Source organism: Bradyrhizobium sp. USDA 4538 (genome assembly GCF_024171045.1).
Classification (GTDB): domain Bacteria; phylum Pseudomonadota; class Alphaproteobacteria; order Rhizobiales; family Xanthobacteraceae; genus Bradyrhizobium; species Bradyrhizobium australafricanum.
In genome coordinates this window covers 4,966,243-4,990,158 of the sequence record NZ_JALJZE010000001.1, presented here as the reverse complement: position 1 = coordinate 4,990,158, position 23,916 = coordinate 4,966,243, and the positions used below count along the sequence as shown (strand labels likewise).

The 23,916-nt window shown below is 65.4% G+C and carries 22 protein-coding genes and 1 pseudogene; 6 read left to right on the top strand and 17 right to left on the bottom strand.

What is annotated here, in order from left to right:
• Positions 1-23: 23 nt before the first annotated feature.
• The 6 genes from J2R78_RS22575 to J2R78_RS22550 form a co-directional block, all read right to left on the bottom strand.
• Entirely contained in the window at positions 24-845 is an 822-nt protein-coding gene (locus J2R78_RS22575) for an energy transducer TonB (RefSeq protein WP_253606894.1), read from the bottom strand.
• A 3-nt stretch (positions 846-848) separates the two neighbouring features.
• A complete protein-coding gene (gene exbD, locus J2R78_RS22570) occupies positions 849-1,295 on the bottom strand; it encodes a TonB system transport protein ExbD (RefSeq protein WP_076829938.1) in 447 nt (148 codons plus the stop codon).
• Between the two features lie 3 nt (positions 1,296-1,298).
• Entirely contained in the window at positions 1,299-2,036 is a 738-nt protein-coding gene (gene exbB, locus J2R78_RS22565) for a tonB-system energizer ExbB (RefSeq protein WP_375167051.1), read from the bottom strand.
• A 225-nt stretch (positions 2,037-2,261) separates the two neighbouring features.
• On the bottom strand, positions 2,262-2,786 hold the full coding sequence (gene hutX / locus J2R78_RS22560; RefSeq protein ID WP_253606893.1) for a heme utilization cystosolic carrier protein HutX: 525 nt from the start codon (positions 2,784-2,786) through the stop codon (positions 2,262-2,264).
• Complete coding sequence (locus J2R78_RS22555; RefSeq protein WP_021080657.1) at positions 2,783-3,115, bottom strand: antibiotic biosynthesis monooxygenase; 333 nt, start codon at positions 3,113-3,115, stop codon at positions 2,783-2,785. Before J2R78_RS22555 ends, hutX begins: the two co-directional genes overlap by 4 nt.
• 147 nt (positions 3,116-3,262) lie before the next feature.
• Complete coding sequence (locus J2R78_RS22550) at positions 3,263-5,608, bottom strand: TonB-dependent hemoglobin/transferrin/lactoferrin family receptor (RefSeq protein WP_253606892.1); 2,346 nt, start codon at positions 5,606-5,608, stop codon at positions 3,263-3,265.
• Positions 5,609-5,859: 251 nt separating this feature from the next.
• Between J2R78_RS22550 and hemP the strand changes: the two genes are divergently transcribed.
• The 5 genes from hemP (at position 5,860) to J2R78_RS22525 (ending at position 10,383) form a co-directional block, all read left to right on the top strand.
• Complete coding sequence (gene hemP / locus J2R78_RS22545; RefSeq protein WP_016840569.1) at positions 5,860-6,066, top strand: hemin uptake protein HemP; 207 nt, start codon at positions 5,860-5,862, stop codon at positions 6,064-6,066.
• A gap of 8 nt (positions 6,067-6,074) precedes the next feature.
• Positions 6,075-7,025, top strand: coding sequence for a hemin ABC transporter substrate-binding protein (locus J2R78_RS22540; protein ID WP_253606891.1), 951 nt, complete (start codon positions 6,075-6,077; stop codon positions 7,023-7,025).
• On the top strand, positions 7,022-8,122 hold the full coding sequence (locus J2R78_RS22535; protein ID WP_253606890.1) for an iron ABC transporter permease: 1,101 nt from the start codon (positions 7,022-7,024) through the stop codon (positions 8,120-8,122). The genes J2R78_RS22540 and J2R78_RS22535 overlap by 4 nt, the downstream gene beginning before the upstream one ends.
• Positions 8,119-8,922, top strand: coding sequence for a heme ABC transporter ATP-binding protein (locus J2R78_RS22530; protein WP_253606889.1), 804 nt, complete (start codon positions 8,119-8,121; stop codon positions 8,920-8,922). The genes J2R78_RS22535 and J2R78_RS22530 overlap by 4 nt, the downstream gene beginning before the upstream one ends.
• A 108-nt stretch (positions 8,923-9,030) precedes the next feature.
• Complete coding sequence (locus tag J2R78_RS22525) at positions 9,031-10,383, top strand: esterase-like activity of phytase family protein (protein ID WP_253606888.1); 1,353 nt, start codon at positions 9,031-9,033, stop codon at positions 10,381-10,383.
• Between the two features lie 376 nt (positions 10,384-10,759).
• Here J2R78_RS22525 and J2R78_RS22520 read toward each other — a convergent pair whose 3' ends face one another.
• The 3 genes from J2R78_RS22520 to J2R78_RS22510 form a co-directional block, all read right to left on the bottom strand.
• Positions 10,760-11,596, bottom strand: a complete 837-nt coding sequence (locus J2R78_RS22520; RefSeq protein ID WP_253606887.1) for an enoyl-CoA hydratase-related protein — start codon at positions 11,594-11,596, stop codon at positions 10,760-10,762.
• 169 nt (positions 11,597-11,765) lie between these two features.
• A complete protein-coding gene (locus J2R78_RS22515) occupies positions 11,766-13,439 on the bottom strand; it encodes a mucoidy inhibitor MuiA family protein (RefSeq protein ID WP_253606886.1) in 1,674 nt (557 codons plus the stop codon).
• A gap of 180 nt (positions 13,440-13,619) precedes the next feature.
• A complete protein-coding gene (locus J2R78_RS22510; protein ID WP_253606885.1) occupies positions 13,620-15,053 on the bottom strand; it encodes an MFS transporter in 1,434 nt (477 codons plus the stop codon).
• A gap of 82 nt (positions 15,054-15,135) precedes the next feature.
• Here J2R78_RS22510 and J2R78_RS22505 point away from each other — a divergent pair, with 82 nt between their 5' ends.
• A complete protein-coding gene (locus J2R78_RS22505) occupies positions 15,136-15,594 on the top strand; it encodes a MarR family winged helix-turn-helix transcriptional regulator (protein ID WP_253606884.1) in 459 nt (152 codons plus the stop codon).
• A 73-nt stretch (positions 15,595-15,667) separates the two neighbouring features.
• Here the strand turns inward: J2R78_RS22505 and J2R78_RS22500 are convergent, their stop codons facing one another.
• From J2R78_RS22500 to J2R78_RS22465, 8 genes and pseudogenes are all read right to left on the bottom strand, one after another.
• On the bottom strand, positions 15,668-16,840 hold the full coding sequence (locus J2R78_RS22500) for an acetyl-CoA C-acyltransferase (RefSeq protein ID WP_050382770.1): 1,173 nt from the start codon (positions 16,838-16,840) through the stop codon (positions 15,668-15,670).
• A 260-nt stretch (positions 16,841-17,100) separates the two neighbouring features.
• Positions 17,101-18,690 (bottom strand): phosphoglycerate dehydrogenase, encoded by a 1,590-nt coding sequence (gene serA / locus J2R78_RS22495; RefSeq protein WP_028333510.1) that lies wholly within the window; start codon positions 18,688-18,690, stop codon positions 17,101-17,103.
• A 231-nt stretch (positions 18,691-18,921) separates the two neighbouring features.
• Positions 18,922-20,094 carry a phosphoserine transaminase gene (locus tag J2R78_RS22490; RefSeq protein WP_057017938.1) on the bottom strand — a complete coding sequence of 391 codons (1,173 nt, stop codon included), beginning with the start codon at positions 20,092-20,094 and terminating at the stop codon, positions 18,922-18,924.
• Between the two features lie 78 nt (positions 20,095-20,172).
• Entirely contained in the window at positions 20,173-20,385 is a 213-nt protein-coding gene (locus J2R78_RS22485) for a hypothetical protein (RefSeq protein ID WP_050382779.1), read from the bottom strand.
• A 168-nt stretch (positions 20,386-20,553) separates the two neighbouring features.
• Positions 20,554-21,023: pseudogene (locus J2R78_RS22480) on the bottom strand (GNAT family N-acetyltransferase).
• An 18-nt stretch (positions 21,024-21,041) separates the two neighbouring features.
• Entirely contained in the window at positions 21,042-21,632 is a 591-nt protein-coding gene (locus J2R78_RS22475; RefSeq protein WP_057017935.1) for a glutathione S-transferase family protein, read from the bottom strand.
• A gap of 82 nt (positions 21,633-21,714) precedes the next feature.
• Positions 21,715-22,599 (bottom strand): outer membrane protein, encoded by an 885-nt coding sequence (locus tag J2R78_RS22470; RefSeq protein WP_229190707.1) that lies wholly within the window; start codon positions 22,597-22,599, stop codon positions 21,715-21,717.
• A 201-nt stretch (positions 22,600-22,800) separates the two neighbouring features.
• Positions 22,801-23,649, bottom strand: coding sequence for an outer membrane protein (locus J2R78_RS22465; RefSeq protein ID WP_176937006.1), 849 nt, complete (start codon positions 23,647-23,649; stop codon positions 22,801-22,803).
• Positions 23,650-23,916: the final 267 nt, after the last annotated feature.

The window sequence follows — 23,916 nt, the reverse complement described above, 5'->3', positions numbered from 1 at the left end:
GCCTCTCTCAATGAGGTCGCGCACTACCGCGGCACAAACGCGACCGGCACGGAAAAACCCATCGAGCCCTGCGTGATCTCGGACGGAAACGCCGGAAACGGCTGGGCCTGGCGCACCATCGCCAGCGCGCGCGCGTCGAAGGTCGGATTGCCGGAGGAGCCGCCGAGATGGCTCGACAGCACCTGCCCGCCGCGGCCGAGCGTGAACACCAGGCGGACCACCCCGCGCTGGCCGTTGCCGCCTGCGGGATAGGAATGGAAGCGCAGCAGATGCGCGCGGACGCGGGCGTTATAGGCCGCGATCGCTGACACGGCCGCGCCGGCGCTGATCGCGGACGCAGCCGGCGCCTGCCGTTCGGCACGGCTCGGCGCGCTGGTGCGCGGTGCCGGCGTTGCCTCGGACGGCTGCTTTGCTTCCCGACGAACCACTTTCGGCTTGACCGGTTCGACCTTCCTCTCCGGAACGACTTTCGCGGGCTCGGGTTGCGGCGGCGTGATCTGCTGCTTCTGTTCCGGCGGCGCGACGACGTCGGGCTTCTCCTGCATCGGCGTCGGCGCGATCTCCTGCGGCACTGGCTGCGCGGCGGCAGGCTCCGGCGGCGACGCGTCGGCCTCCTGCATCGCCGGCCCCGGCGGCAGCTCGGTCTCCGAAATCTCCAGCGCCGAGGTGATCGGCGTCAGATCGACCAGCACCGCCGGCACCGCAACACCGGGCGGCGGCGCCGGGACCCAGCTCATGCCAACCGCGAGCACTGCCGCATGCGCCGCCAGGATCGCAGCCACCGACAGGCCCCAGCGCCGCAGCCAGATCTCGTCGCCCGCATCATGAAGCGCGTACGCATTCATGGATCAGCTACGCCCGTCGAGGCCAACCAGCGCAATCTTGAGATAGCCGGCGTTGCGCAGCAGGTTCATCACCTCCATCAGATCGCCATAGCTGACCGCCTTGTCGGCGCGCAGGAAGATGCGCTCGTCCTTCCTGCCTTGCGTGGCGCCATCGAGCGTCGACGTCAGCGTCTCGCGCGCGATCACGTCCTCGCCGACCGCGACGGAGAGATCGGACTTCACGGTGACGAACACCGGCTTGTCCGGCCGCGGCTGCGGCTCGGCGGTCGAGGCCGGCAGATCGACGCCGAGATCGACGGTCGCGAGCGGCGCCGCCACCATGAAGATGATGAGCAGCACCAACATCACGTCGATGAACGGGGTGACGTTGATCTCATGCGCCTCGACCAGATCGTCGTCGCCACGACGCCGGCCGCCGAATGCGCCGCCAGTGCCAAGCTTCGCGCCCATCGCCTACTCCGCAGCGCGTGCCAGCCGGAACAGGCTGCGATCGCCCTCGCGGCTGACCAGCAGCATCACCATGGCGGAGGCGTCGCCGAGCAACGCGCGGTAGGACGCGATCGAACGGGTCAGGTGATTGTAGATCACGACCGCCGGGATCGCGGCGACCAGGCCGAGCGCGGTCGCAAGCAGCGCCTCGGCGATGCCGGGCGCGACCACCGCGAGATTGGTGGTGTGGGCCTCGGAGATGCCGATGAAGGCGTTCATGATGCCCCATACCGTGCCGAACAGGCCGACGAACGGCGCGGTGGCGCCGATCGTCGCCAATACGCCGGTGCCGCGCGCGATCTGCCGCGACATCGCCGCCTCGACCCGCTCCAGCCGCAGCGCGATGCGCTCCTTGAAGCCGTCGTCGAACATCCCGCCGGACAGCGCAGCCTCGCGCGAGGCCGATTGCACGATCTGCGCTACCGCATCGCTGCCGTCGCGGCTCGCCTGCTCGACCTCGGCAAGCTGGGTGTCGCGCTCAAGGAGGCCGATCCGCTGCCGGGCGAGCGCGGTCTTGCGGCGGATCTCGACGGTCTTGGCGAGCCAGATCGTCCAGGTGACGAGCGAGGCGAAGGCGAGCCCAACCATCACCGCCTTCACGACGATGTCGGCGCTTTCGAACATGCCCCAGGGCGAGAGGTTGCGCGGCAGCAGTGCGGCGTCGGATGCGGCAAGGCTACTGCTTGGGAGAGATGCAGTCACGACCGCAATCAACTGGACGACGATTGATAGCTGGCTACTTCTGCCAAACGTGCGAATTAGCATACTCACCTCCAACCGCATCTCACCTCGCCCCGCCTGCGGGGAGAGGTCGGATCGCATCGCAAGATGCGAGCCGGGTGAGGGGGACTCTCCACGAGCACGGTGCCCGGAGGGTCCCCTCGCCCCGACCCTCTCCCCGCAAGCGGGAAGAGGGAGAAGAAATCTTCAGCCCGCGTTCGGTGCGAGGCGGTCCGCCAGCGCATGAAAGCGCACCAGCTGATCGCTACGCAGCGCGCGCGTCTCGTCGCGGCCGACGAACACCTTGAACATGATGCCGCCGTCGCGATTGATGAAGGCGATGAACGCCGACACCTTGCCCATGAAGGGCCGCTCGACGAAGGCGATCGCCGCGCAGCGATCGTGCCTCAGATGGCCGTGCAGGCCCTTCGGCTGCATCAGGTTGAAATAGCCGCGGCCGACCTCGCCGTTCGGAATGGCGCCGGTGAACTCGAAGATCGCGTCATCGGTATGCACGATCAGCGTCACCTCGCCCCACTCCGCGATGTCCTGCATCGCGGCGGCAAACTCGCCGGGACCGATCCGCACCATGCTCTCGGGGAGCGCCTCGAGCACCGCGCGCGGCGTCACCTTGCGCTCGCGCGCGACGTCCTCGATGACCGTGCCGGGATTGTCGGCCATATAGGCCTTCAATCCCGCAAGCTCCGCGTTCTGCACGGCCGTCTCCGTCATGCCGGGCTCTTCGCGCGCTCGGTGATCAGCACCTCAAAACCCTCGAATTTGGGATGGCCGAGATAGAGGCTGCCGCCGGTCTCGTTGCCGGCGCGCGAATGGGCGCGGCGGAACGCATCGGATTTCGTCCAGTCCTCGAACGCCGCCTTGCTGGCCCAGACGGTATGGGTCGCATAGAGCGTGTGGTCCTCGGCCTCGGGGCCCTTCACCAGATGAAATTCGATGAAGCCCGGCAGATCGCCGAGATAGGATTCGCGCGTCTTCCAGACCGTCTCGAACGCCTGCTCCTTGCCCTTGATCACCTGGAACCGGTTCATTGCGATGAACATGAAAACTCTCTCCTGTTTGACGGCGGATGCCCGGATCCTGCCGGTTGATCTCGTTAATAACATGAACGCGCCAAGGAATACGCCAAGGCCGCGCTGGGGGCACCAGCGCGGCCGGAGCAACCTGGATGGAATGATCGGCGTCTCGCGTTACGCTCCACCTAGGTGAATCCTGAGTCCGGCCTTGTAAACGGTGCCCGGACCGGGGCTCGAGAACAGCACGTCGTTCTGCGTCGTGCCGTCGGTCGAGGAGCCGGGGATCGCATAAGGCCGGTAGTACTGGTTCAAGAGGTTGTCGACCGATGCCGTGAAGGTGATGTCCTTGGTGGCGTTCCAGGTCAGATAGAGGTTGACGAGCTCGTAGCCGGTCGAGGGCAGATAGCCCGCCGGCAGGTCGTTGTTGGCGCCGAACGAGGACCATTGCGCGGCAACGATCAGCGAGCGGTCGAGCAGGCGGACGCCGCCCGTGGTCGTCACCTTGCGCGGCGTGATGGTGGCGAGCCCGACATTGGTCTGGGTGTTCCGGCCGCGCATCAGATGGCCGGCGACGCCGACGAACCAGTCGCCCGCGTCATACATCGTCTCGAGCTCGAAGCCCTCGATGCGGGCGTGGGCGATGTTCTGGTACTGGTAGAACTGGCTGAACCGTCCGAACGGCGTCAGGGTCGGCGCCGAGGCGACGAGGTCGATATAGCCGTCGACGTCGTTGCGGAACACGTTGACCTTGCCGCGGAACGAGTCGTTCGCGGTGAAGATGCCGTCATATTTCAGGTTGATGCCGGCTTCCTTGTTCTTGCCGACCTCCGGCCGCAGCGCTGCATTGGGCAGGAAGCAAAACAGGCCGCTGGTGCCATCAGGGCAGTTGAACAGCGCCGGCCCGCCGCCGGTGGCGTGACCACCCGCGATCAGCGTCTCCGTGATGGACGGCGCGCGATAGCCTTCGGCATAGCTGACATAGGGCGTGAAGCCGGCAACCGGCGTGACGCCGAGCGTGATCTTCGGCGACAGCCGGTCGCCGCTGGTCGTGGTGTTGATCGAATTGAGCTCGTAGTGGTCGTAGCGGACAGCGCTGATTAGCTCGAGCCAGGTCGAATAGTTCTGCTTCAGCTGCACGAAGCCGCCGGACACGGTGCGCTGGCCGCCCGGCGTCGTGATGTTGGAATTGCCGCGCGAATCGAACGTCTCGACATCGTCGCGGAAGGCGTCGAAACCGTAGGTCACGGCGTTGCGCCAGTCGCCGAAATTGAAGCGCGAGGTGTTGTTGACGTCGACACCAACCGTATCCAGCAAATAGCCTCGCTTGTCGCCGACGCAGCCGGAGATGTTGTTGCCGGGATTGGCGAGCGTGCAGACGCCGCCGCCGGTGGTGATGCGGTTGTTGTAGGTCTTGACCTGGTCGTTGTCGGTGCGGTTGCCGTAGACCGAGATGTTCCAGTCGAACAGCATGTCGTCGGGTCTGGAATATCGCCAGCTCAAGGTGCCCGTGTAGTTCTTGGCGTCGGAGGCATAGACCGAGGAGCCCGCGATCGCGGCGAGCGGCGCCGCCGCCGTGGTCGGGCCGCGGTTCGGCTGACCGATATTGTATTGGTAGTCCTGGAAGATGCCGCCGATCTTGAACTCGTGGCCTTCGGCCGGGCGGAACGTCACCTTCATCAGGCCGGCCGCGATATCGTTGCCGGTGTTACCGATCTCGGTGCCCGCGCCGTCCTTGTAATTGCCCTGGGTGCGATAGACCGCGCCGCCGAACACATCGACATTCGGATCGACGCGTACACCGCCGAACACGGAGCCCATGCCGCGGTCCTTGTTGGTGCCGTAGGAGCCCGACATGTCGACACCCCAGCGCTCACCGGGACGCACTACGTCGTCGATGTCCTTGGTGCGGAATGAGACTACGCCGCCGATCGCGCCGGAGCCGTAGATGTTCGCGGTCGGGCCGCGCACCACGTCGACGCTGCCGATCAATTCGGGATCGAGGAAGAACGAGCCGTTGGCGTTGTGGCCGGTGCGCTGATAGTTCTGCCGCGCGCCGTCAACGACAACAGCGACACGGCCGAAATCCTGCAAGCCGCGGATGTTGATGACGGTTGCCGGATCGTCGCCGCGCTCCTGAACCGAGATGCCGGGCACGTTATAGAAAATATCGGAGAGCCGGTTCGGCTGCAGGCCCTGGATCTTCTCCAGCGTGACGGAGCTGACCGGCGCCAGCGCATCGATCGCGCGCTCCTCGGTCTTGGACGCCACCGCCGTGATGGTGTCGAGCGACTGCACCGGCACCGCGCCGATTTGCGCCCGCGCGTTCATCGCCGCCGGCGCCGCCTGAGCTTCGGCCGCCGGCTTCGGCTTCCGCTTGGCCTGCTTCGGCCGCTCGGTCGAAGGACGCGCAGCCGACGGATCGGCGGTCTGCGCGAAGCCGCGTTCCGGCAGTGCTGCCGCAAATGAGAACACCGACGCGCTCAAAATCAAGGCGCGCGAAACCCTAGCCCCGTCAGCCATTCTAGCCCCAGCCTGATCATCGCTTTTCTGGTTTGGCTGGCGTGCGCTCTCCGACGAGCGGCTTGCTGGCTACATCGCGATCAAGCCACCGCTTGCATCGCGTGAGGATTGGTTACGAGCCGGCAACAAAACGGTCAAGAATGCGGCGGCGCTGTTTATATCGATTGTAAAGTGCGGCCGTTGGAATGCGCCTTCGCCCGCTTATACAAGCAAACACCATTTGAAAATTTTCGCAGGCGCAGCACCACAATATGTCCGCAGCTTCCGGAGACAATATCGGCGCAGCCGGAAAGCAGACCGAGCCTGCATCCGGCGCGGCCAAAACGCTGATCATGCGCGGTAATCGTCTCGACAGCCGCGACCTGTTCGCGGCGGAGCGCGAGATCATCATCATGCACGGCGAAGAGCATTACCGGTTGCGGCTGACCTCGCAGAACAAGCTGATCCTGACCAAGTGACGGCCCCGATGACAATTTGTCGCACGCTCGCTTTGCTCGCCTTCTCCTGTCTGCTGCCGATCGAAGCCGCGACGGCCGAGGGCATCACCGTGCATGACGCACGCGACCGCGACGTCGTGATCGACAATCCGTCGCGGATCGTCTCGATCGGCGGCGCGATCACCGAGATCCTCTATGCCCTCGGCTTCGAGGACCGCATCGCCGGCGTCGATGCGACCAGCCTCTACCCGCCGGCTGCGCTGCGCGAGAAGCCCGACGTCGGCTACATGCGCCAGCTGTCGCCGGAGGGCGTGCTTGGCCTGCACCCGTCGCTGGTGCTCGCGGTGCAGGGCTCAGGACCGAAGGAGACCATGGACGTGCTCGAGGCGGCCAAGGTGCCGCTGGTGCTGGTGCCGGAGACGTTCTCGGAGGCCGGGCTGGTCGAGAAGATCAGACTGGTAGGCCACGCCATGGGCGCCGATCCGCGCGCCGCCTGCCTGACCACGGCGGTGGAGAGCGATCTCGCGCAACTGCGCGCGCTGCGTGCTCGGGTGACCAAGCCGGTGCGCGTGATGTTCGTGATGTCGCTGTTGAACGGCCGGGCGATGGCGGCGGGCCACAAGACCGCGGCCGACGAGATCATCCGGCTTGCCGGCGGCGTCAACGCCATCGACGGTTACGACGGCTACAAGCCGGTCAATGACGAGGCCATCGTGGCGGCGAAACCGGATGTCGTGCTGTCGATCGATCGCGGCAAGGACTCGCTGACGTCGGAGGCCGTGTTCGCGCATCCGGCCTTCGCGCTGACGCCGGTCGCGGCCAACAAGGCCTTCATCTCGATGGAAGGCCTTTATCTGCTCGGCTTCGGGCCGCGGACCGCGGCCGCGGCACGCGACCTCTCGGTCAAGCTTTATCCGGCGCTGGCGCCGGAGGCCGATAACTTCAGGCCGGCAGCGCTGACCGCGAATTGCCGGCAATGAGCGTGCTGGCCGAACGCCGCCGGCGTGCGAAACGACGGCGCGCCGGCATGTCGCTGCGGCCGGCCGCGACACTCACCCTGCTCTGCCTGCTTGCGGCGCTCGCAGGCACCGCCCTGGTCGCCCTGACGGTCGGGGCCGCCGGCATTCCAATGGCGCGGCTTCCGGCAGCGCTCGGGCTATGGGCTGATCGTGTCGCCAACCCGCTGCTCGCACGCGACCAGCTCGTGGTGTGGTCGATCCGCATCCCGCGGATCGCAGCGGCGGCGATGGTCGGCGGACTCCTTGCCTTATCAGGCTCGATCATGCAGGGCCTGTTCCGCAATCCCCTCGCCGACCCCGCGCTTGTCGGCGTCTCCTCCGGCGGCGCGTTTGCCGCGGCGGCGGCGATCGTGTTCACTGACAGCCATCTCGGCGAAAGCCTGCGCTTCCTGCAACACCAGCTGCTGCCGATCGCGGCCTTTGCCGGCTCGCTGATCACGACCATCGTGCTTTACGGCATCGCCAGCCGCGGCGGCCGGACATCGATTGCGATCTTCCTGCTGGCCGGGCTTGCGATCGCCGCGATCGCCAATGCCGGCATCGGCCTTCTGGTGTTCGTCGCCGACGATCGCCAGCTTCGCGACATCACCTTCTGGCTGCTCGGCTCGCTCAGCGGTGCGACCTGGAGCAAGCTCACGGCGCTGGCGCCGGTGCTGGCGGTCGCGCTGGTCGCCTGCCTCTCGATCGCGCGCGGGCTCGACGTGCTGGTGCTCGGCGAGGCCGAGGCGTTCCACAGCGGCGTCGACGTCGAACGGCTGAAGCGGATCTCGATCGTGCTGGTGTCGGCGATGACCGGCGTCGCGGTCTCGGTCTGCGGCGTGGTCGGCTTCGTCGGCATCGTGGTGCCGCATCTGTTGCGGCTGGTGATCGGGCCCGCGCATCGGCTCCTGCTGCCGGCGTCCGCACTGCTCGGTGCCATCCTCCTGGTCGGCGCCGACACCGTGGCGCGCACCATCGTGGCACCTGCGGAAATGCCGATCGGCATCCTGACGGCAGCGATCGGCGCGCCGTTCTTCCTCGCCATGCTGCTGCGGCAGCGCGGGCTGGTGTCGCTATGACGGCCCTGCTCGAAGCACAGTCGGTATCGATGACGGTCGGCGGCACTGATCTGGTCGATGCGGTGTCGCTGCAGATCGGCGCCGGCGAGATGGTCGCGATCGTCGGTCCCAACGGCGCCGGCAAATCGACTCTGCTGCGGATGCTGTCGGGCGACCTGCGTCCGTCGCGCGGGGCGATCAGGCTGAGGCAGCGCGACCTGCAAACTTACGGACCACGCGCGCTGGCGCAGCACCGCGCGATGCTGTCGCAGCACGTCAGCGTCACCTTCCCGTTCACCGTCGAGGAAATCGTCAGCATGGGCGCCGGCGAAAGCCCGCGTGCCGTGGCGCGGGCGCTGGTTGAGGCGGCGCTCGACGAGGTCGGGCTCGCGCGTTTCCGTTTCAGGCAATTGCCGACACTGTCCGGCGGCGAGCAGCAGCGGGCGCATTTCGCCCGCGTGCTGGTGCAGCTCGCCTGCGGCGAAGCGCTGCATGGACCGGGACTGTTGCTGCTGGACGAGCCGACCTCGAGCCTCGATCTGCGGCACCAGATCGACCTGGTCGAAACGGCCCGGCGGCGCGCCGCCCGCGGCACCGCGGTGATCGCGATCCTGCACGACCTCAACCTCGCGATGCGGTTCGCCGACCGCATCCTGCTGCTGCACCGCGGCCGGCTTGCCGTCGACGGCGACCGTACGGCGGCGATGAAGGCCGAGACGCTGCGCGAGATCTTCGAGATCGACGCTGCGATCGCCTATACCGGAGGTGGCGTGCCGTTCCTGCTGCCGCAGACGATGCAGCCGGCGGGCAAGGCGACGTAACGCCGCAAGCCTTATCCCGCCGCAACATCCGCGGTTCACAAAACTGTCAGGTGGCTGTAACAGGCGGCTCGGAGAACACCGCATCGTTTATCCTTTGGGAGATCAACCATGCGCCTGTCCCTGCTCTGCTCCGTCGCCTCGATCCTGCTCGCCACATCGGCATTCGCGCAGGGTGAGGGCGAATTCCCGGCGACGCTGGCGGGACACGCCGTGATGCCGGCGGAGAGCTTCATCGACGCGCCCGCCGACGCCCCTGATGATCTGAAGACCTCGGGCAAATACACCACCGGCAAGCGCGTCGACGCCATCGGCACCGTGATGGGCAAATCGTACGAGCGGCCGACCGGCGTGTCGCTGCCGTTCAAGGGCCAGCCGCTGCAGGGCCATTCCGGCATCAAGGTGATGCCCGACGGCTCGTTCTGGGTGATCACCGACAACGGCATGGGCTCGCGCTACAACTCGGCGGACTCGATGCTGTACCTGAACCGGCACAAGATCGACTGGGCGAGCGGCAAGATCGAGCGTCAGGAGACCGTGTTCCTGCACGATCCCGACAGGAAGGTGCCGTTCCGCATCGTCCACGAGGACACCGCCAAGCGCTATTTGACCGGTGCCGATTTCGACACCGAGGGCTTCCAGATCATCAACGACATTTTCTGGATCGGCGATGAATTCGGGCCCTACATCCTCAAGGCCGACAAGACCGGCAAGATCCTCGCCGTGTTCGAGACCGTCGCCGACGGCAAGCCGGTGCGTTCGCCGGATCACTGGGCGGTGCAGTCGCCCGGCGCGCCCGGCGCCAGCTACACCAACGTCAACCTGCGCCGCTCCAAGGGCTATGAAGGTTTTGCTTCCTCCAAGGACGGCAAGTTCCTTTACGGCCTGCTCGAGGGGCCGCTGTGGGATGCCGACAAGAAGGATTGGGAGAAGGTCGACGGCAAGGAGGCCTCACGCATCCTGGAATTCGACGTCGCGGCGGAGAAGTTCACCGGACGCTACTGGCTGTATGTGTTCGAGCAGAACGGCAATGCGATCGGCGACTTCAACATGATCGATCCGGCCCAGGGCCTCGTCATCGAACGCGACAATGGCGAAGGCACCGCCGACAAGGCCTGCCCGCAAGGCCAGCGCGGCGAGAACTGTTTCCCTGACCTCGCCAAGTTCAAGCGCGTCTACAAGATCGAGCTGTCCGACGCCAATGTCGGCAAGCCCGTGCGCAAGATCGCCTATATCGACCTGATGAAGATCCGCGATCCCAACAAGAAGGCCCGCAAGCCGCTCAACGACGGCGTCTACACCTTCCCGTTCTTCACCATCGAGAATGTCGACCGGGTCGACGAGACCCACATCATCGTCGGCAACGACAACAACCTGCCGTTCTCCTCGAGCCGCGACCCGAACAAGGCCGATGACGACGAGTTCGTACTGCTCGAGGTCGGCGACTTCCTGAAGGCGAAGTGAGGCGGTGCTCGCCACCCACAACAGTGTCGTCGCCCGGCTCGACCGGGCGACCTAGTATTCCAGAGGCGCCCGAGCTCAACGGACAAGCCGCGGCGTACTGGATGCCCCGCTCAAGGCGGGACATGACAGCGAATATGCGGATAGCGTGATGCTCATCCCGGCACGACGGCCATTCCGTCATCCCCGCGCAAAGGCTTCGCCTTTGTCGCTGGAGGTGCGAGCCAGCGGCGCAATCGCGCCGCTGGGCGAGCCTCGAAGGATGCACGGCCCCGATGCAGCCGCATGGAGACAGCCGGGCCGCCGCCCTTCGAGACGGCCGCTTTGCGGCCTCCTCAGGCTGACGGCGATACAGCTCAGCGCGCGGCTTGCGTGATCGTCACTCCTTCTTCGTCCGGTAATCTCCGAACGTCGTGTCGCGCTGGTCGAGCTGGGCCTTCACGCTGCCGCCGTCGCGGCGGAAGCCCGCCATGTAGGCCTTGCTGGCCTCGGTCGTGAAGGCCAGCGCCTGGATCTCGGTGCCGGCCCGCATCGCGGCGCGGGCGCCCATGATTTCCATCGCGCGGTGGACGCTGCGCTTGTTGAGCTGCTGCAGCTCGATCGGCACCTTGGCCGCGCGCTCGGCGAAATCCAGCGTCTTCGCCTCCAACTCGGCGAGCGGAAACGACCGGGTCGCATAGCCCCATTCGGCGGCCTCGCGGCCCGACATCGCGTCGCCCGTCAACATCAATTCCATCGCGCGACGCATGCCGACCAGCCACGGGTGATACTGCATGTCGGGCGGGCTCATCAGCCGCACCGGCGGATAGCCGATCTGGGCGTCGTCGGCGACGTAGACCACGTCGCAGGCGGTCGCGAGCTCGGTGCCGCCGGCGAGGCAATAGCCGTGCACCTGCGCGATCACGGGCTTTGCGAGATCCCAGATCGAGAACCAGCCCTCGACGACATGGCGCGACCACTGGCCGGGCCCGGATGCCGAGTGATAGGGCTGGTCGACGCGGTTGTCGGCGGAGAGATCGTAGCCCGCCGAGAAGCAGGGTCCCGCGCCACGCAGGATCGAGATCGAAATTTCGGGATCGCGGTCGGCCTGCTCCAGCACCTCGAAGATCTCGCCGCGCAGGCGATTGTTCAGCGCGTTGCGCTTTTCGGGGCGGTTCAGCGTGATGCGGCGGACGCGCGGACGCGGATCATCGACGATGATGTGCTGGTAGCTCATGGATCCTCCCGATCTCAGGCTTTGTTGCCTTTGGCAAAGTGATGCCCGAGATCGGGAGGGTTGTCATCGGCAGATGACGCAGGTCCTCAAAGCGTTTTCAAGCGAAGTGGGTTCCGGTTCGTGTGAAGAAAACGCGTCAAGCAACAACGCTACAGCCCCGGCACGGGCTCTAGCCCGCCGGCACCATCACGACGCCCTTGTCCTTGGGCCAGCGCATCCGCCAGGCGAAATTGATGTCACGGACTTCGCCGGCCTTGGCCTCGAACGCCCATTCCAGCACGCCGCGCTTGTCGCGCAGATTGGTGGTCGTCGCCGGCGTCGACGACGGCAGCATCTCCACCACGATATCGTCGTTCTCGCTGACCGGGAGCTGATCCTGGACCGCGACCTTGATCGGGAAGTCGTGGCCGTTGCGCACCGTGGTCTTGAAGGCGCGCTCGTCGGTCTTCGACGTGGTCACGATCAGGCCGGCGGAGCCCTCGTTGCGCTTCACCACCGTGCGTTCGATCTTGACCTTGTCGTCGGCGCCGAAGCCGAGCCGCACGGTCTCGTCCTTGGCGGCCGTGGCCATCCGGCTGCGGCCGACAAAGATACCGTCGCGGTAGATCGAGATTTGCCCCGGCAGCAACGGCGCATCGTCGGCCTGCACGAAGCTCGCTTCCAGGAACGCGGTCGGGTCGATCACCGGAACGGCGCGAACCGCGAGATCAGGGGTGATCGTCGCCGTCGAGATGCGCAGGCTCTTGGCGCCCTCATTGGCGGCAACGCTGACGCGGCCGGGAATCTTGAAGGTGGCCTGGAAGGCGCCGACCTCGGCGGTGGCTTCCAGTTCGTCCATGCGCCCCCCACCAAAGCGGAATTGCTGAACCGCGTCGGCGGCCGGCGCGGGTGCCAGCGCCTCGCGCGCCCGCATGCTGGCCTCTCCCGAAAGCTTCGCCAGCGGTCGCGGCGGCTGCGGATATTGCACGATCAGCGAGCGGAGGTCGGGCGCATTGCCGCCGCGCGCGACCCGCACGGTGGAGACGACGAGCGCCACGTTCGACCAGTCCTCGCCGGTCGACTGGGTGATCTCGGCACGACGGACCAGTTCGATCGCGGGCTTGCGGTCTTTGGCGCCGGTGTCGAGCCGGGCGTCATAGAGCGCCGTCCAGCGGGCGTTGGGAACCGCATAGGTGACCCGCAAGGTCACCTTGGTCGCCGCTTGCGAGGCGACATCGATCCGCACCTCGACCTTGCTCGGCGGCTTGCTGGTGCGATCGGCTGCGATCTGCGCAAGATCGCGGTCGATCACGCGGATCTTGCGCTCGGCGTCACGGATCGCGCTGTCGGCGGTTGCGACCTCGTCGGCCACCGCCGAGAACGCCGCGCGCCACTCGCTCAGCGGACGCGCCTCGCCCTTTTCGCCGAGGCCCGCGGGTGACGCCTCGGCAAACCGCTCGGCAAATTTGCGCCGCGCCTCGGCCGCGCTGATCAGTCCCTGCAAATCGGCGCGCTGATCGTCAAGCGCCTCGATGCGCTTGTCGATCTCGGAGAGATTTTGCGGCAGCAGCGGCCCCGGCAGCTTGGTGTCGATCGCGCCTATCGTGAGCTTCGCTTCGCCCTCGCCTTCGACCCGCAGCGAGGACGGATCGAGCCCGATCGGGAAATCCCTGGCGATGAGGGTGTTGTCGCCGGCAGGCAGATCCAGCGTGATGACGCGGGTGACGCTCGCGCCATCGGGATAGACGGTCACGGCATCGACCTGCGAGGCCGCATCGAGATTGGCCGCTTGCAGCGGCCCGGCAACCAGCGCACCCGCCAGCACCAGGCTGGTGGTCACAAGATAATTCGCAATCCTACACATGACATCCCTCCGGAAAAAAACGCCGCATCGCGCGCGAGACGAACGGCGCGCCGGGCTCGACTGCGCGCCGTTTCTCGTGGTGAGACGCAGCGAGGAAGGGACTGGTTCGATTGAGGTTTCCCTGCGGCGCGACGATGGCGCCGCCGCGGCTGCCGCATGGCGCAGCGATGTCTTTCGGCGCTAGCGCTCCGCCTTGCGCCGGATGAACAGATAATTCGGCACGAAGCCGGCCAAGGTGATCGCGATCATGATCCACCAGCCGCGCTGAAACGCCGCGATCCGCTCGGTCATCGAGACCGGCGTTGCAAGGATCGCGACGAAGATCGCGACGCCGATCGCCAGCGCCGCCTGCCGGATCATGTTGATGACGCCGGAGCCGGTGGCAAACGACGACGGCGGCAGCGCGCCGGCGCCGACGCCCATCAGGGTCGGAAAGGTCAGCCCGACGCCGATACCGATCAGCATCACGCCCGCGACGACGGCAGGCGCATTGGGTTCGGCCCCGAGCAGCGTCGCCCAGATCGCGAGGCCGGCCGCGAACAGCAGGATTCCGGCGGAGACGACGGCCGCGGCGCCAAACCGCGCAATCAGCCGGCCGGCAAACAGCAGCGAGGTGATCGGCACCATCAGCGGACCGGGGGCGATTGCAAGGCCGGTCTTCAACGCCGACCAGCCCCATACCGTCTGCTCCCACAAGGTGCAGGACAGCAGCATGGCGCCGAAGGCCGCCGAATAAGGCGCCATCACCAACGACGCGCCGGTGAACGGCCTGACCGCGAACAGTGCAGGATCGACGAAGGGATTCCTCGATCTGAGGCAATGCCAAGCGAAGGCGGCGAGCGAGACGGTCGCGACGGCAAAGCCAAGCACGACGCCGCGCGAACTCCATCCCCAATCGTTCGCCTTCACGATCGCAAATGTCAGCGCACCGATACCGGAGGTCACCAACAGCGCCGCCCATGAACTCGGACGCGGCACGTTGTGACCGGGCACTTCGGGCAATTTCAACCAGCCGATGATCAGCGCGACGACGCCGATCGGGACATTGACGATGAAGATCCAGCGCCAGTCGAAGGTGACCAGCGCGCCTCCCGCGAGCGGGCCCAGTGCGGCGGCAAGGCCGCCGATCGCCGTCCAGGTGCGCACCGCGCCGGCGCGCTGCTCGGGCGGAAAAGACGCCAGCAGCAGGCCGATCGAGGTCGGCGTCATCAATGCCGCACCGGCCGCCTGCGCCACGCGGGAGACGACCAGGAACTCGACACTGGACGCCAGCGCACATGCGGCCGACGCGGCCGTGAACAGCGCGACGCCGAGCAGGAAGCTGAGATTGCGGCTGTGGCGTTCGGCGAGCCGGCCGAAGAACACCAGCAACGCCGCGTAGGCAATGGCATAGGCATTGAGGATCCAGGACAGATCCTCAAGCGAGGCGCCGCGAAATTCCTGCGCGATGTTCGGCAGCCCGACATTGACGATGAACAAATCGAGATTGGCGAGGCAAATTCCGACCGACACGATCGCAAGCACCTGGCGCGGGTTTGCGGTGGCGACGCCGGACCGCGGCCGCGCATCAGGTTCGACGACCAGATCGATGGTCTCCGCCTCTACCTCCGACATCACACCCTCCAAAATATGTGCATATGCATCTATTGCCATTAGGTGCATATGCATGTATTTGTCAAGTCTATCGGAGGCAGCGATGGCGAAAACGGAACCCAGCCGGTGTAATCTCACGGCGTTGCGTAAGGCGACGCGGCGAGTGTCGCAGCTCTACGATCAGGTCCTTGCGGCATCCGGCCTGCGCGGCACGCAACGGGCGATTCTGGTCTATGTCAGGCGGTCGGGAGCGCCGACGATGGGCGAGCTTGCCGCAGCCCTGGTGCTCGACCGCACCGCGCTCAACCACAACCTCAAGCCGCTCGAGCGCGACGGTCTGTTGACCATCACCGTCGACAAGAACGACCGGCGCAGCCGGCTGGTGCGGCTCACCAAGCGCGGCGAAGCCATGCTCGAGGACTCACAGGCCGCATGGCTCAAGGCGCAGGAGCGTTTCGAGTCCGCCTTCGGCGCAAGGCAGGCCGCCGATCTCCGGCAGACGCTCGAATTGATTGCCTCGCTCGAGTTTGACGAGCGCGCGCTCGGCTCAGCGGCGAGCTAGCCGGCTCCAACAGAAAAGCGGCCCGGCGTTGCCGCCGGGCCGCTCGTTCGCACACGATCAGTGTCGATCGCGCTTAGCTGTAGATCTCGAACAGGCCGGCGCCGCCCTGGCCACCGCCGATGCACATGGTCACGACGCCCCACTTGGCCTTGCGGCGACGTCCTTCCTGCAGCAGGTGGCCGGTGAGCCGGGCGCCGGTCATGCCGAAGGGATGGCCGATCGCGATCGAGCCGCCATTGACGTTATACTTCTCGGGATCGATACCGAGCTGGTCGCGCGAATAGAGGCACTGGCTGGCGAACGCCTCGTTGAGCTCCCAGAGATCGATGTCGTCGATCTTCAGGCCGTGGCGCTTCAGGAGCTTCGGCACCGCAAAGACCGGACCGATGCCCATCTCGTCGGGCTCGCAGCCGGCCGAGGCCCAGGCCACGAAGCGGCCGAGCGGATTGAGGCCGCGCTTCTCGGCGTCCTTGGCCTCCATCAGCACCACGGCGGCGGCGCCATCGGAGAGCTGGCTGGCATTGCCGGCGGTGATGAACTTGCCCGGGCCCTTGACCGGCTCGAGCTTGGCGAGGCCCTCCAGCGTGGTCTCGGGGCGGTTGCACTCGTCGCGATCGACCACGTAGTCGACGATCGACTCGGCCTTGGTCGCCTTGTCGACCACCTTCATCTTCGTCTTCATCGGGACGATTTCGTCCTTGAACTTGTTGGCCTGCTGCGCGGCGGCCATGCGGCGCTGCGACTCCAGCGAATACTCGTCCTGGTATTCGCGGCTGAGCTTGTAGCGCTCGGCGACGATGTCGGCGGTATCGATCATCGCCATGAAGATGTCGGGCGCGGTCTTGAGCAGCTCGGGATCGATCGATTCCTTCGGCGAGCCGCCGCCGGGAATCGAGATGCTCTCGACGCCGCCGGCGACGATGCAATCGGAGCCGTCGGAACGGATCGAGTTGGCGGCCATCGCGATGGTCTGCAGGCCCGACGAGCAGAAGCGGTTCACGGAGACGCCCGCGGTCGACTTCGGCAGGCCGGCGAGCAGCGCCGCCTGGCGGCCGATGTTCGGCGCGCCATGCGCGCAATTGCCGAGATAGCAATCCTCGACATATTCCTTGTCGACGCCGGCGCGGTCGACCGCGTGCTTGATGGCGTGCGCGGCGAGCGACATCGGCGGGGTGATGTTGAATCCGCCACGGCCGGACTTTGCCAGGCCGGTGCGCGCGTAGGAAACGATTACGGCTTCACGCATTGTTTTCTCCCTCTGAGATGACGGTCATTGTGGCGCGTCGTGGCCCGTTCGTACACATTTTTCGGCGGGCGCAACAGCAATACCGGACGCCCCGGAACGACAAACGCCGCCTCCGGGACCGGAGACGGCGTCATGTTCCGCAGATCGGAATATGGACTGCTTGAGCGGTATCTTCCTTCCGTCATGCCGGGCGTTCCGGGCGATGACGAGGACCGCTCAAACAGCGTTTGAAACGCCAGCGCCTTTGAAACGTCAGCGGCTCAGAACGTCAGCGCCTTGGCCTGCTTCACCTGCGGCAGTGTCTGTACCTTGGCGAGCAGCTCCGCCGGCACCGCGCCGTCGACCTCGACCAGCGCAATGGCATCGCCGCCTTGCTTGACGCGGCCGAGATGGAAGGTCGCGATATTGATTTTCGCATCACCCAAGAGGCTCGCGAACGCGCCGATGAAGCCCGGCTTGTCCTCGTTGGTCACGTAGATCATCGACTTGCCGAACTCGGCGTCGACGCGGATGCCCTTGATGTCGACGAGGCGCGGCTTGCCGTCGGCGTAAACGGTGCCGGATACCGAACGCTCCTGACGCTCGGTGGTGACGGTGACCGTGATCAGGCTTTCATAGTCGCTCTGTGCGGCGCGGACGACCTCGTCCACCACCATGCCGCGCTCCTTGGCGACGACCGGCGCCGAGACCACGTTGACCTCGCCCAGCATCGGCCGCAGCAGGCCCGACAGCACCGCCGAGGTGATCGCCTTGATCTTCATCTCGGCGACGTGGCCCTCATAGGTGATCTCAGTCTTGAGGATGCCGCTCTCGGTGAGCTGGCCGGCGAACGAGCCGAGCTTCTCGGCAAGCTCGATGAACGGCTTCAGCTTCGGCGCCTCTTCCGCGGTGATCGAGGGGAAGTTGACCGCGTTGGAAATCGCGCCCGACAACAGATAGTCCGACATCTGCTCGGCGACCTGCAGCGCGACATTTTCCTGCGCTTCGGTGGTGGAGGCGCCGAGATGCGGGGTGCAGATCACGTTGGGATGGCCGAACAGCACGTTCGAGGTCGCCGGCTCCTCGACGAACACGTCGAAGGCCGCGCCCGCGACATGCTTGGAATTCAGCGCGTCGACCAGCGCCTGCTCGTCGACCAGGCCGCCGCGCGCGCAGTTGATGATGCGCACGCCCTTCTTCATCTTGGCGATCGCGGCCGCATCGATCACGTTGCGGGTCTTCTCGGTCAGCGGCGTGTGCAGCGTGATGAAATCGGCGCGCTTCAAGAGATCGTCGAGCTCGACCTTCTCGACGCCGATGTCCTTGGCGCGCTCCGGCGACAGGAACGGATCGAACGCGATCACCTTCATGCGCAGGCCGAGCGCGCGGTCGGCGACGATCGTGCCGATATTGCCGCAGCCGATCACGCCGAGGGTCTTGGCGGTGATCTCGACGCCCATGAAGCGGTTCTTCTCCCACTTGCCGGCCTGGGTCGAGGCGTCGGCCTGCGGGATCTCGCGCGCCAGCGCCAGCATCAGGGTGATGGCATGCTCGGCGGTCGTGATCGAATTGCCGAACGGCGTATTCATCACGATGATGCCCTTGGCGGTCGCGGCCGGAATCTCGACATTGTCGACGCCGATGCCGGCGCGGCCGATCACCTTGAGCCTGGTCGCCTTCTCGATGAGCTTGGCGGTCGCCTTGGTGGCCGAGCGGATCGCGAGACCGTCGTAATTGCCGATGATCTCGGCGAGCTTTTCCTTGTCCTTGCCGAGGTTGGGCTGGAAGTCGACCTCGACGCCGCGATCCTTGAAGATCTGGACGGCGGCGGGAGACAGCGCGTCGGAAATCAGAACTTTGGGTTTTGTCATCTCGATTGTTCCTTTGCCCTGCCGCGGGCGGGTCTCCTGGACCGATCTGGTGAAGTCTCTGATCACTTCTCCCTCTCCCCGCTCTTGCGGGGAGAGGGTTGGGGTGAGGGCAGCCACGAGCGAGGAACAAGCCGAAAGGGCCCCTCACCCGGATCGCTCAGGCGCGCAATTGCGCTGCCGAGCGATCCGACCTCTCCCCGTAAGAACGGGAAGAGGTGACAAGAGAAAAACTTATGCCGCCTTGGGCAACGCTGCTTTGGTCTCGGCAAACGCCCAGTCGATCCACTGCGTCAGCAGCTCGACATCCTTGGCTTCGACGGTGGCGCCGCACCAGATCCGCAGACCCGCCGGCGCATCGCGGTAATACGCGAAGTCGAAGCCGGCGTTCTCCTTCTCCACCAGCGCGACCAGCTTCTTGCAGAAGTCGGCCTGTGCGTCTGATGGAAGCGAGGTGATCGCGGGATCGGTGAACTTCAGGCACACCGAGGTGTTGGAGCGGATCGCCGGATCCTTGGCCAGGAAGTCGATCCACGGCGTCTTCGCCTTCCAGTCGGCGAGCGCCTTGGTGTTGGCATCGGCGCGGGCGATCAGCGCCTTCAGGCCGCCGATCGACTTCGCCCAGTTCAACGCATCGAGATAGTCCTCGACGCAGAGCATCGACGGCGTGTTGATGGTCTCGCCTTCGAAGATTCCCTGGTTGAGCTTGCCGCCCTTGGTGAGGCGGAAGATCTTCGGCAGCGGCCAGGCCGGCTTGTAGGTCTCGAGCCGTTCCACCGCGCGCGGCGACAGGATCAGCATCCCGTGCGCAGCTTCACCGCCGAGCGCCTTCTGCCAGGAGAAGGTGACGACATCGAGCTTGGCGAAATCGAGCGGCTGCGCGAAGGCGGCCGAGGTCGCGTCGCAAATCGTCAGGCCTTCGCGATCCGCGCTGATCCAGTCAGCGTTCGGAACGCGCACACCCGAGGTGGTGCCGTTCCATGTGAAGACGATATCCGACTTCGGATCGACCTTGGAGAGATCGGGGATTTCACCATAAGCCGCGTTGAGCTTGGTGACGTCCTTCAGCTTCAATTCCTTGACGATATCGCTGACCCAGCCCTCGCCGAAGGATTCCCAGGCGAGCGTGGTGACGGGCCGCGCGCCGAGCAGCGACCACAGCGCCATCTCGACCGCGCCGGTGTCCGACGCCGGCACGATGCCGATCTTGTAATCGGCGGGCACCTCAAGCACCTCGCGCGTCAGTTCGATCGCGAGCTTGAGCTTGGCCTTGCCGACTTTCGCGCGATGCGAGCGGCCGAGGGCGGCGTCCTTGAGATTGTTGGGGTTCCAGCCGGGGCGCTTGGCACAGGGGCCGGAGGAAAAATGCGGCACTTCAGGCCGCGAAGCGGGCTTCGCTGCAGTCATAATCTACCCTTCCAGATAGCTGCCTCTCGGTGGGGAGAGGTTTCCCGCGGTCGGGGATAGTGGAAAGGTACCCAAACGTCAAGAAAGTTCGGACTCGTCTGGAACAATCCGGGCATCACGGCTGATTGATGGGGCGTCCTCGACCTGCTGGATCGTCTCCTGATCGAGCAAATCTGCCGCCAGAGTCATGATCTTAACTGCCCTGCGCCGGCTCGATACTTTCAGAATGCGCTTCTCGCCGGCCTGCACGATGTATTCGTTGCCGACCCGCACGATCGAATAATCCGACATTCCAATCCCCAGTTGCCCGCCGCCCCGTGGGAGACGTCCGACATACCGGACTCGTTCCGGTCCGTAAAATCACGGAGACCGGCTTAGTTTATTGGCTGTTAACCGGATCGCAGACTATCCGCTGCTGCAGGTATTGGCGGGTAGATGGCACAACTTATTGCACGCGATTCAAAAGCGAATCGTCATCCCGACATGGCTGCGCGCGAACCCGAGCCGTTCATAGAAGCGCTGCGCATCGACCCGCGTCTGATGCGTCAGCAGCTCGACGAGCATGCAACCTCTCGCGCGCGCCTCCGTGACCGCCCACTGCACGAGCTTCTCGCCGATGCCGCGGCTGCGGCAATGCTTTGCGACGCGAACGTCCTCGAGCAGGCCGCGCGAGCCGCCTGCGAGCTGATGCCCGGCAGAACCGCGAGTTGCAGACAGCCGACGACGACGCCGTCCCCGTCGACGGCGACGACGAGCTGCAAATTGGGATCGCGCTCGACCCGCGCGAAGGCCTCGTAATAGCTTTGCGGCAGCGGATCCTCGATCCGCTCGCGCGCACTGCCGAGCGGATCGTCCGCAAGCATGCCGACGATGGCGGCGACGTCTTCGCGGCGAGCGCGGCGGATCGTGATGGATGAAGCTTCAGTCATGGCGGCATTCACCTGAGGTCAGCGGACCGGCGGCAGCGCGAGCACGCGCTCGGCATCGGCGATCCAGCGACGGATCACGGGATAGCGCGCGAGTTCGAGGCCGCCATCCTCCGCGACACGGGTATAGGCGAGCAGCGAGACGTCGGCGAGCGAGAACGCGTCTCCGACCAAAAATTGCGTCCCCGCAAGATGCCGCTCCAGATGATCGAGCGCGACATAGCCGCGCTTGATGAGATTCGGATCGATCTCCGAGATGGCCTTGCCGAGATACACGGCCTGAAAGCGGCAGACGGCCACATAAGGCTCGTGGCTGTTCTGCTCCCAGAACATCCAGGCATCCATCTGCGCCGCGCGATAGGGATCGCTCGGGATCAGGTCGCTGCCGCGCGCGAGATAGCGGATGATGGCGTTGGATTGTGCCAGCGTGCGGCCGTCATCCAGCTCCATCGTCGGCACTTGGCCCCAGCCGTTTCGCTTGAGGAATTCCGCGGTCCGGCTGCCGCCCTTCATGGTGTCGATCTCGACCCATGTGTACGGCAGCGCCAGCCTGTCGCACACCCATTTCACCTTCAGGCAGTTGCCTGAATTGGCGTCGCCGTAGATTTTCATGTGATCGCGCTCCGCACCGTGTGGCGACAGAGCAGCAGTCGCTCCCCGGTCTGTCAACCGTCGCCGGCTACGGCAGCGGCGATCAGAACTTGTAGCCGGCGCCGACCCGGAAGCTGTTCATGTCGACGGCGATATTCTTGACCGCCGCGAAGCGCACATATTCCCACTCGCCGCGGAGAAACAACCCGCCGACCACGCAATATTCAAGCCCGAGGCCCGCGGTCCAGCCGACCGCATAGTTGTTCACCCGCTGCTCCGTCTGGGCGGCGCTGCCTGAGCCCAGGTAGTCGTTATGCTGAATTGTAACGGTGTTGTTGCCGACCGTCTGGGTCTCGGCCCAGGCATCGTACTTGTCAAACGACACCGTCGCCGAACGCGACACGGACATGCGTCCCACCGCAACACCGCCGAACATGTAAGGCAGGAAGTTGCCTGCCGCCCATCCGGCGCGTCCGCGGAAGGTCGTGACATCCTTGACCTGCAAGGCGGCGCTCCCCGACAACGTGGTGTTGTAGGTGTAGGTGTGCCCGCTCGGAGGAGTCTCGCCCTTGGGATTCACGATCTGCCGCGTCATCGAGTCGCCCGCCGAACTTTCGAGGCCGTTCAGGTAATTGTAGTTGGCCTCGACGCCGAGCACGACGTCGTCCCATTGCCAGTTGCGGCCGACGAACGCGCCGAACCCGTTGCTCTGCGCATGGTTCTTCGGCAGCAGGGCCCAACCCGAAACCGGGTCGGCCAGAACGCTCTCGCGCAGCATGAAGGAGGTCATCGCGCTTGGCGCGTGGCTGAAATCGATGTCGCCGGAGGAATAGCCGATCTGGCCGCCGACGTACCATCCTTCCCAGTTCCCGCTCCTGCTCGGTGCATCGACATAGGAGCCGCGCAGGATCGGAAAGTCCGGCAGGTCGGCAGCCTGCGCGCCGGTCACCGTTCCAATCATCATCGCCGCCAGCACCAACCTACGCATTGCAACGCTCCATCCACCGCACCGATTTCGCGTTGATCATCGCCTGTTAACCTTAACCAATCGTTGTCGCCGCCCGTTTTCGAGCACGCAAGTTGCAGAAGTGCGCGACATGACGCGGCAAGTTCGCGACATGACGCGGCAAAGAAAAACGGCGCGGGATGGTCCCGCGCCGTTGCAATCGTTAACCGTGAAGGCCCGAAATTAACCCTTGCGGATCAGCGGCGGCGGAGGCGGCGGCGGCACGTCGCAGCACGGCAAGTTGAAGCGCACGCCGAGCTTCACGTCCTGCGAGGTGATGTCGCGGTACTGGAAGCTCGAGGGACCGGCCGGCGTGCCGTCGAAGAAGTGACCTTGGCCGTGGGCGGCAGTGCCCATGTCGAGGTAGCGATAGGCCAGTTCAACCGTGAAGTTGTTGGTGACCTTGTAGGCGACACCGGCATGCAGCGCCCAGGCGAAGTTGGTCTTGGTGGCGCCATCGGCGATGAAGGAGCTGGTGAGGCCCGACCCGCTCGGGAACGTCGCGACGTCGGAGAAGGCCGAGGTCTTGATCGTCGCGGCACCGACACCGGCACCGATGAACGGGGTCAAACAGCCCCAGGTGCCGAGATCAGCGTAGACGTTGACGAGGCCAACCCAGCTCTGGATGCCGCCATGATAGGCGTCGCTCAGCGGGCTGGGCCCGGGGAACGTGAAGAAATCGGTGCCGTTGAAGCTCACCTTCGAGCGATACTCACCGGTGATGTCGGCGCGGAACCAGCTGTTGAACTGATAGCCGACGCCGATGCCGTAGAGCACGCCGCCGTCGAAGCCGTGGCCATACTGGTTGAAGGCGGTGCCGGCCGGCAGTGTGTCGTAGGCGTTGACGTGCAGCTTGGCCTGGGTGTTGGTCATGCCGATGTCGCCGCGCAGATACCAGCCGCCGAAATCCTGGACCGGCGGAGGAGCATACGCCATCGGAGGTGGCGGCATGATGGGCATGTCGGCGGCGAACGCCGCCGAGGACAACAGAGATGCCGCACCGGCGGCAATCAGGGTCTTTACGCTACGCATTGGCTTCGTCCTTTTGGGCCAAGTGAGGCGACACGAAAGCCCCACGTCTGAAACTCACGGCCCGGACGATGGCAGGAAATGTTTAAGCGGCACTTAACCCTAATTTTTAAGGTTGATTTTCTCTCACCTTTCTCTGCGGCTGTCGCTTATGGGTCCATAAATGACGCAGGTTGGCGACGAAACATCGCGATCCCGCCACAAGTGCTAATGAAGCGTTGACGCATCCGCGCCGTTCGCAAGGCACGCGAGCCGGGTGTGTTAGCGAAT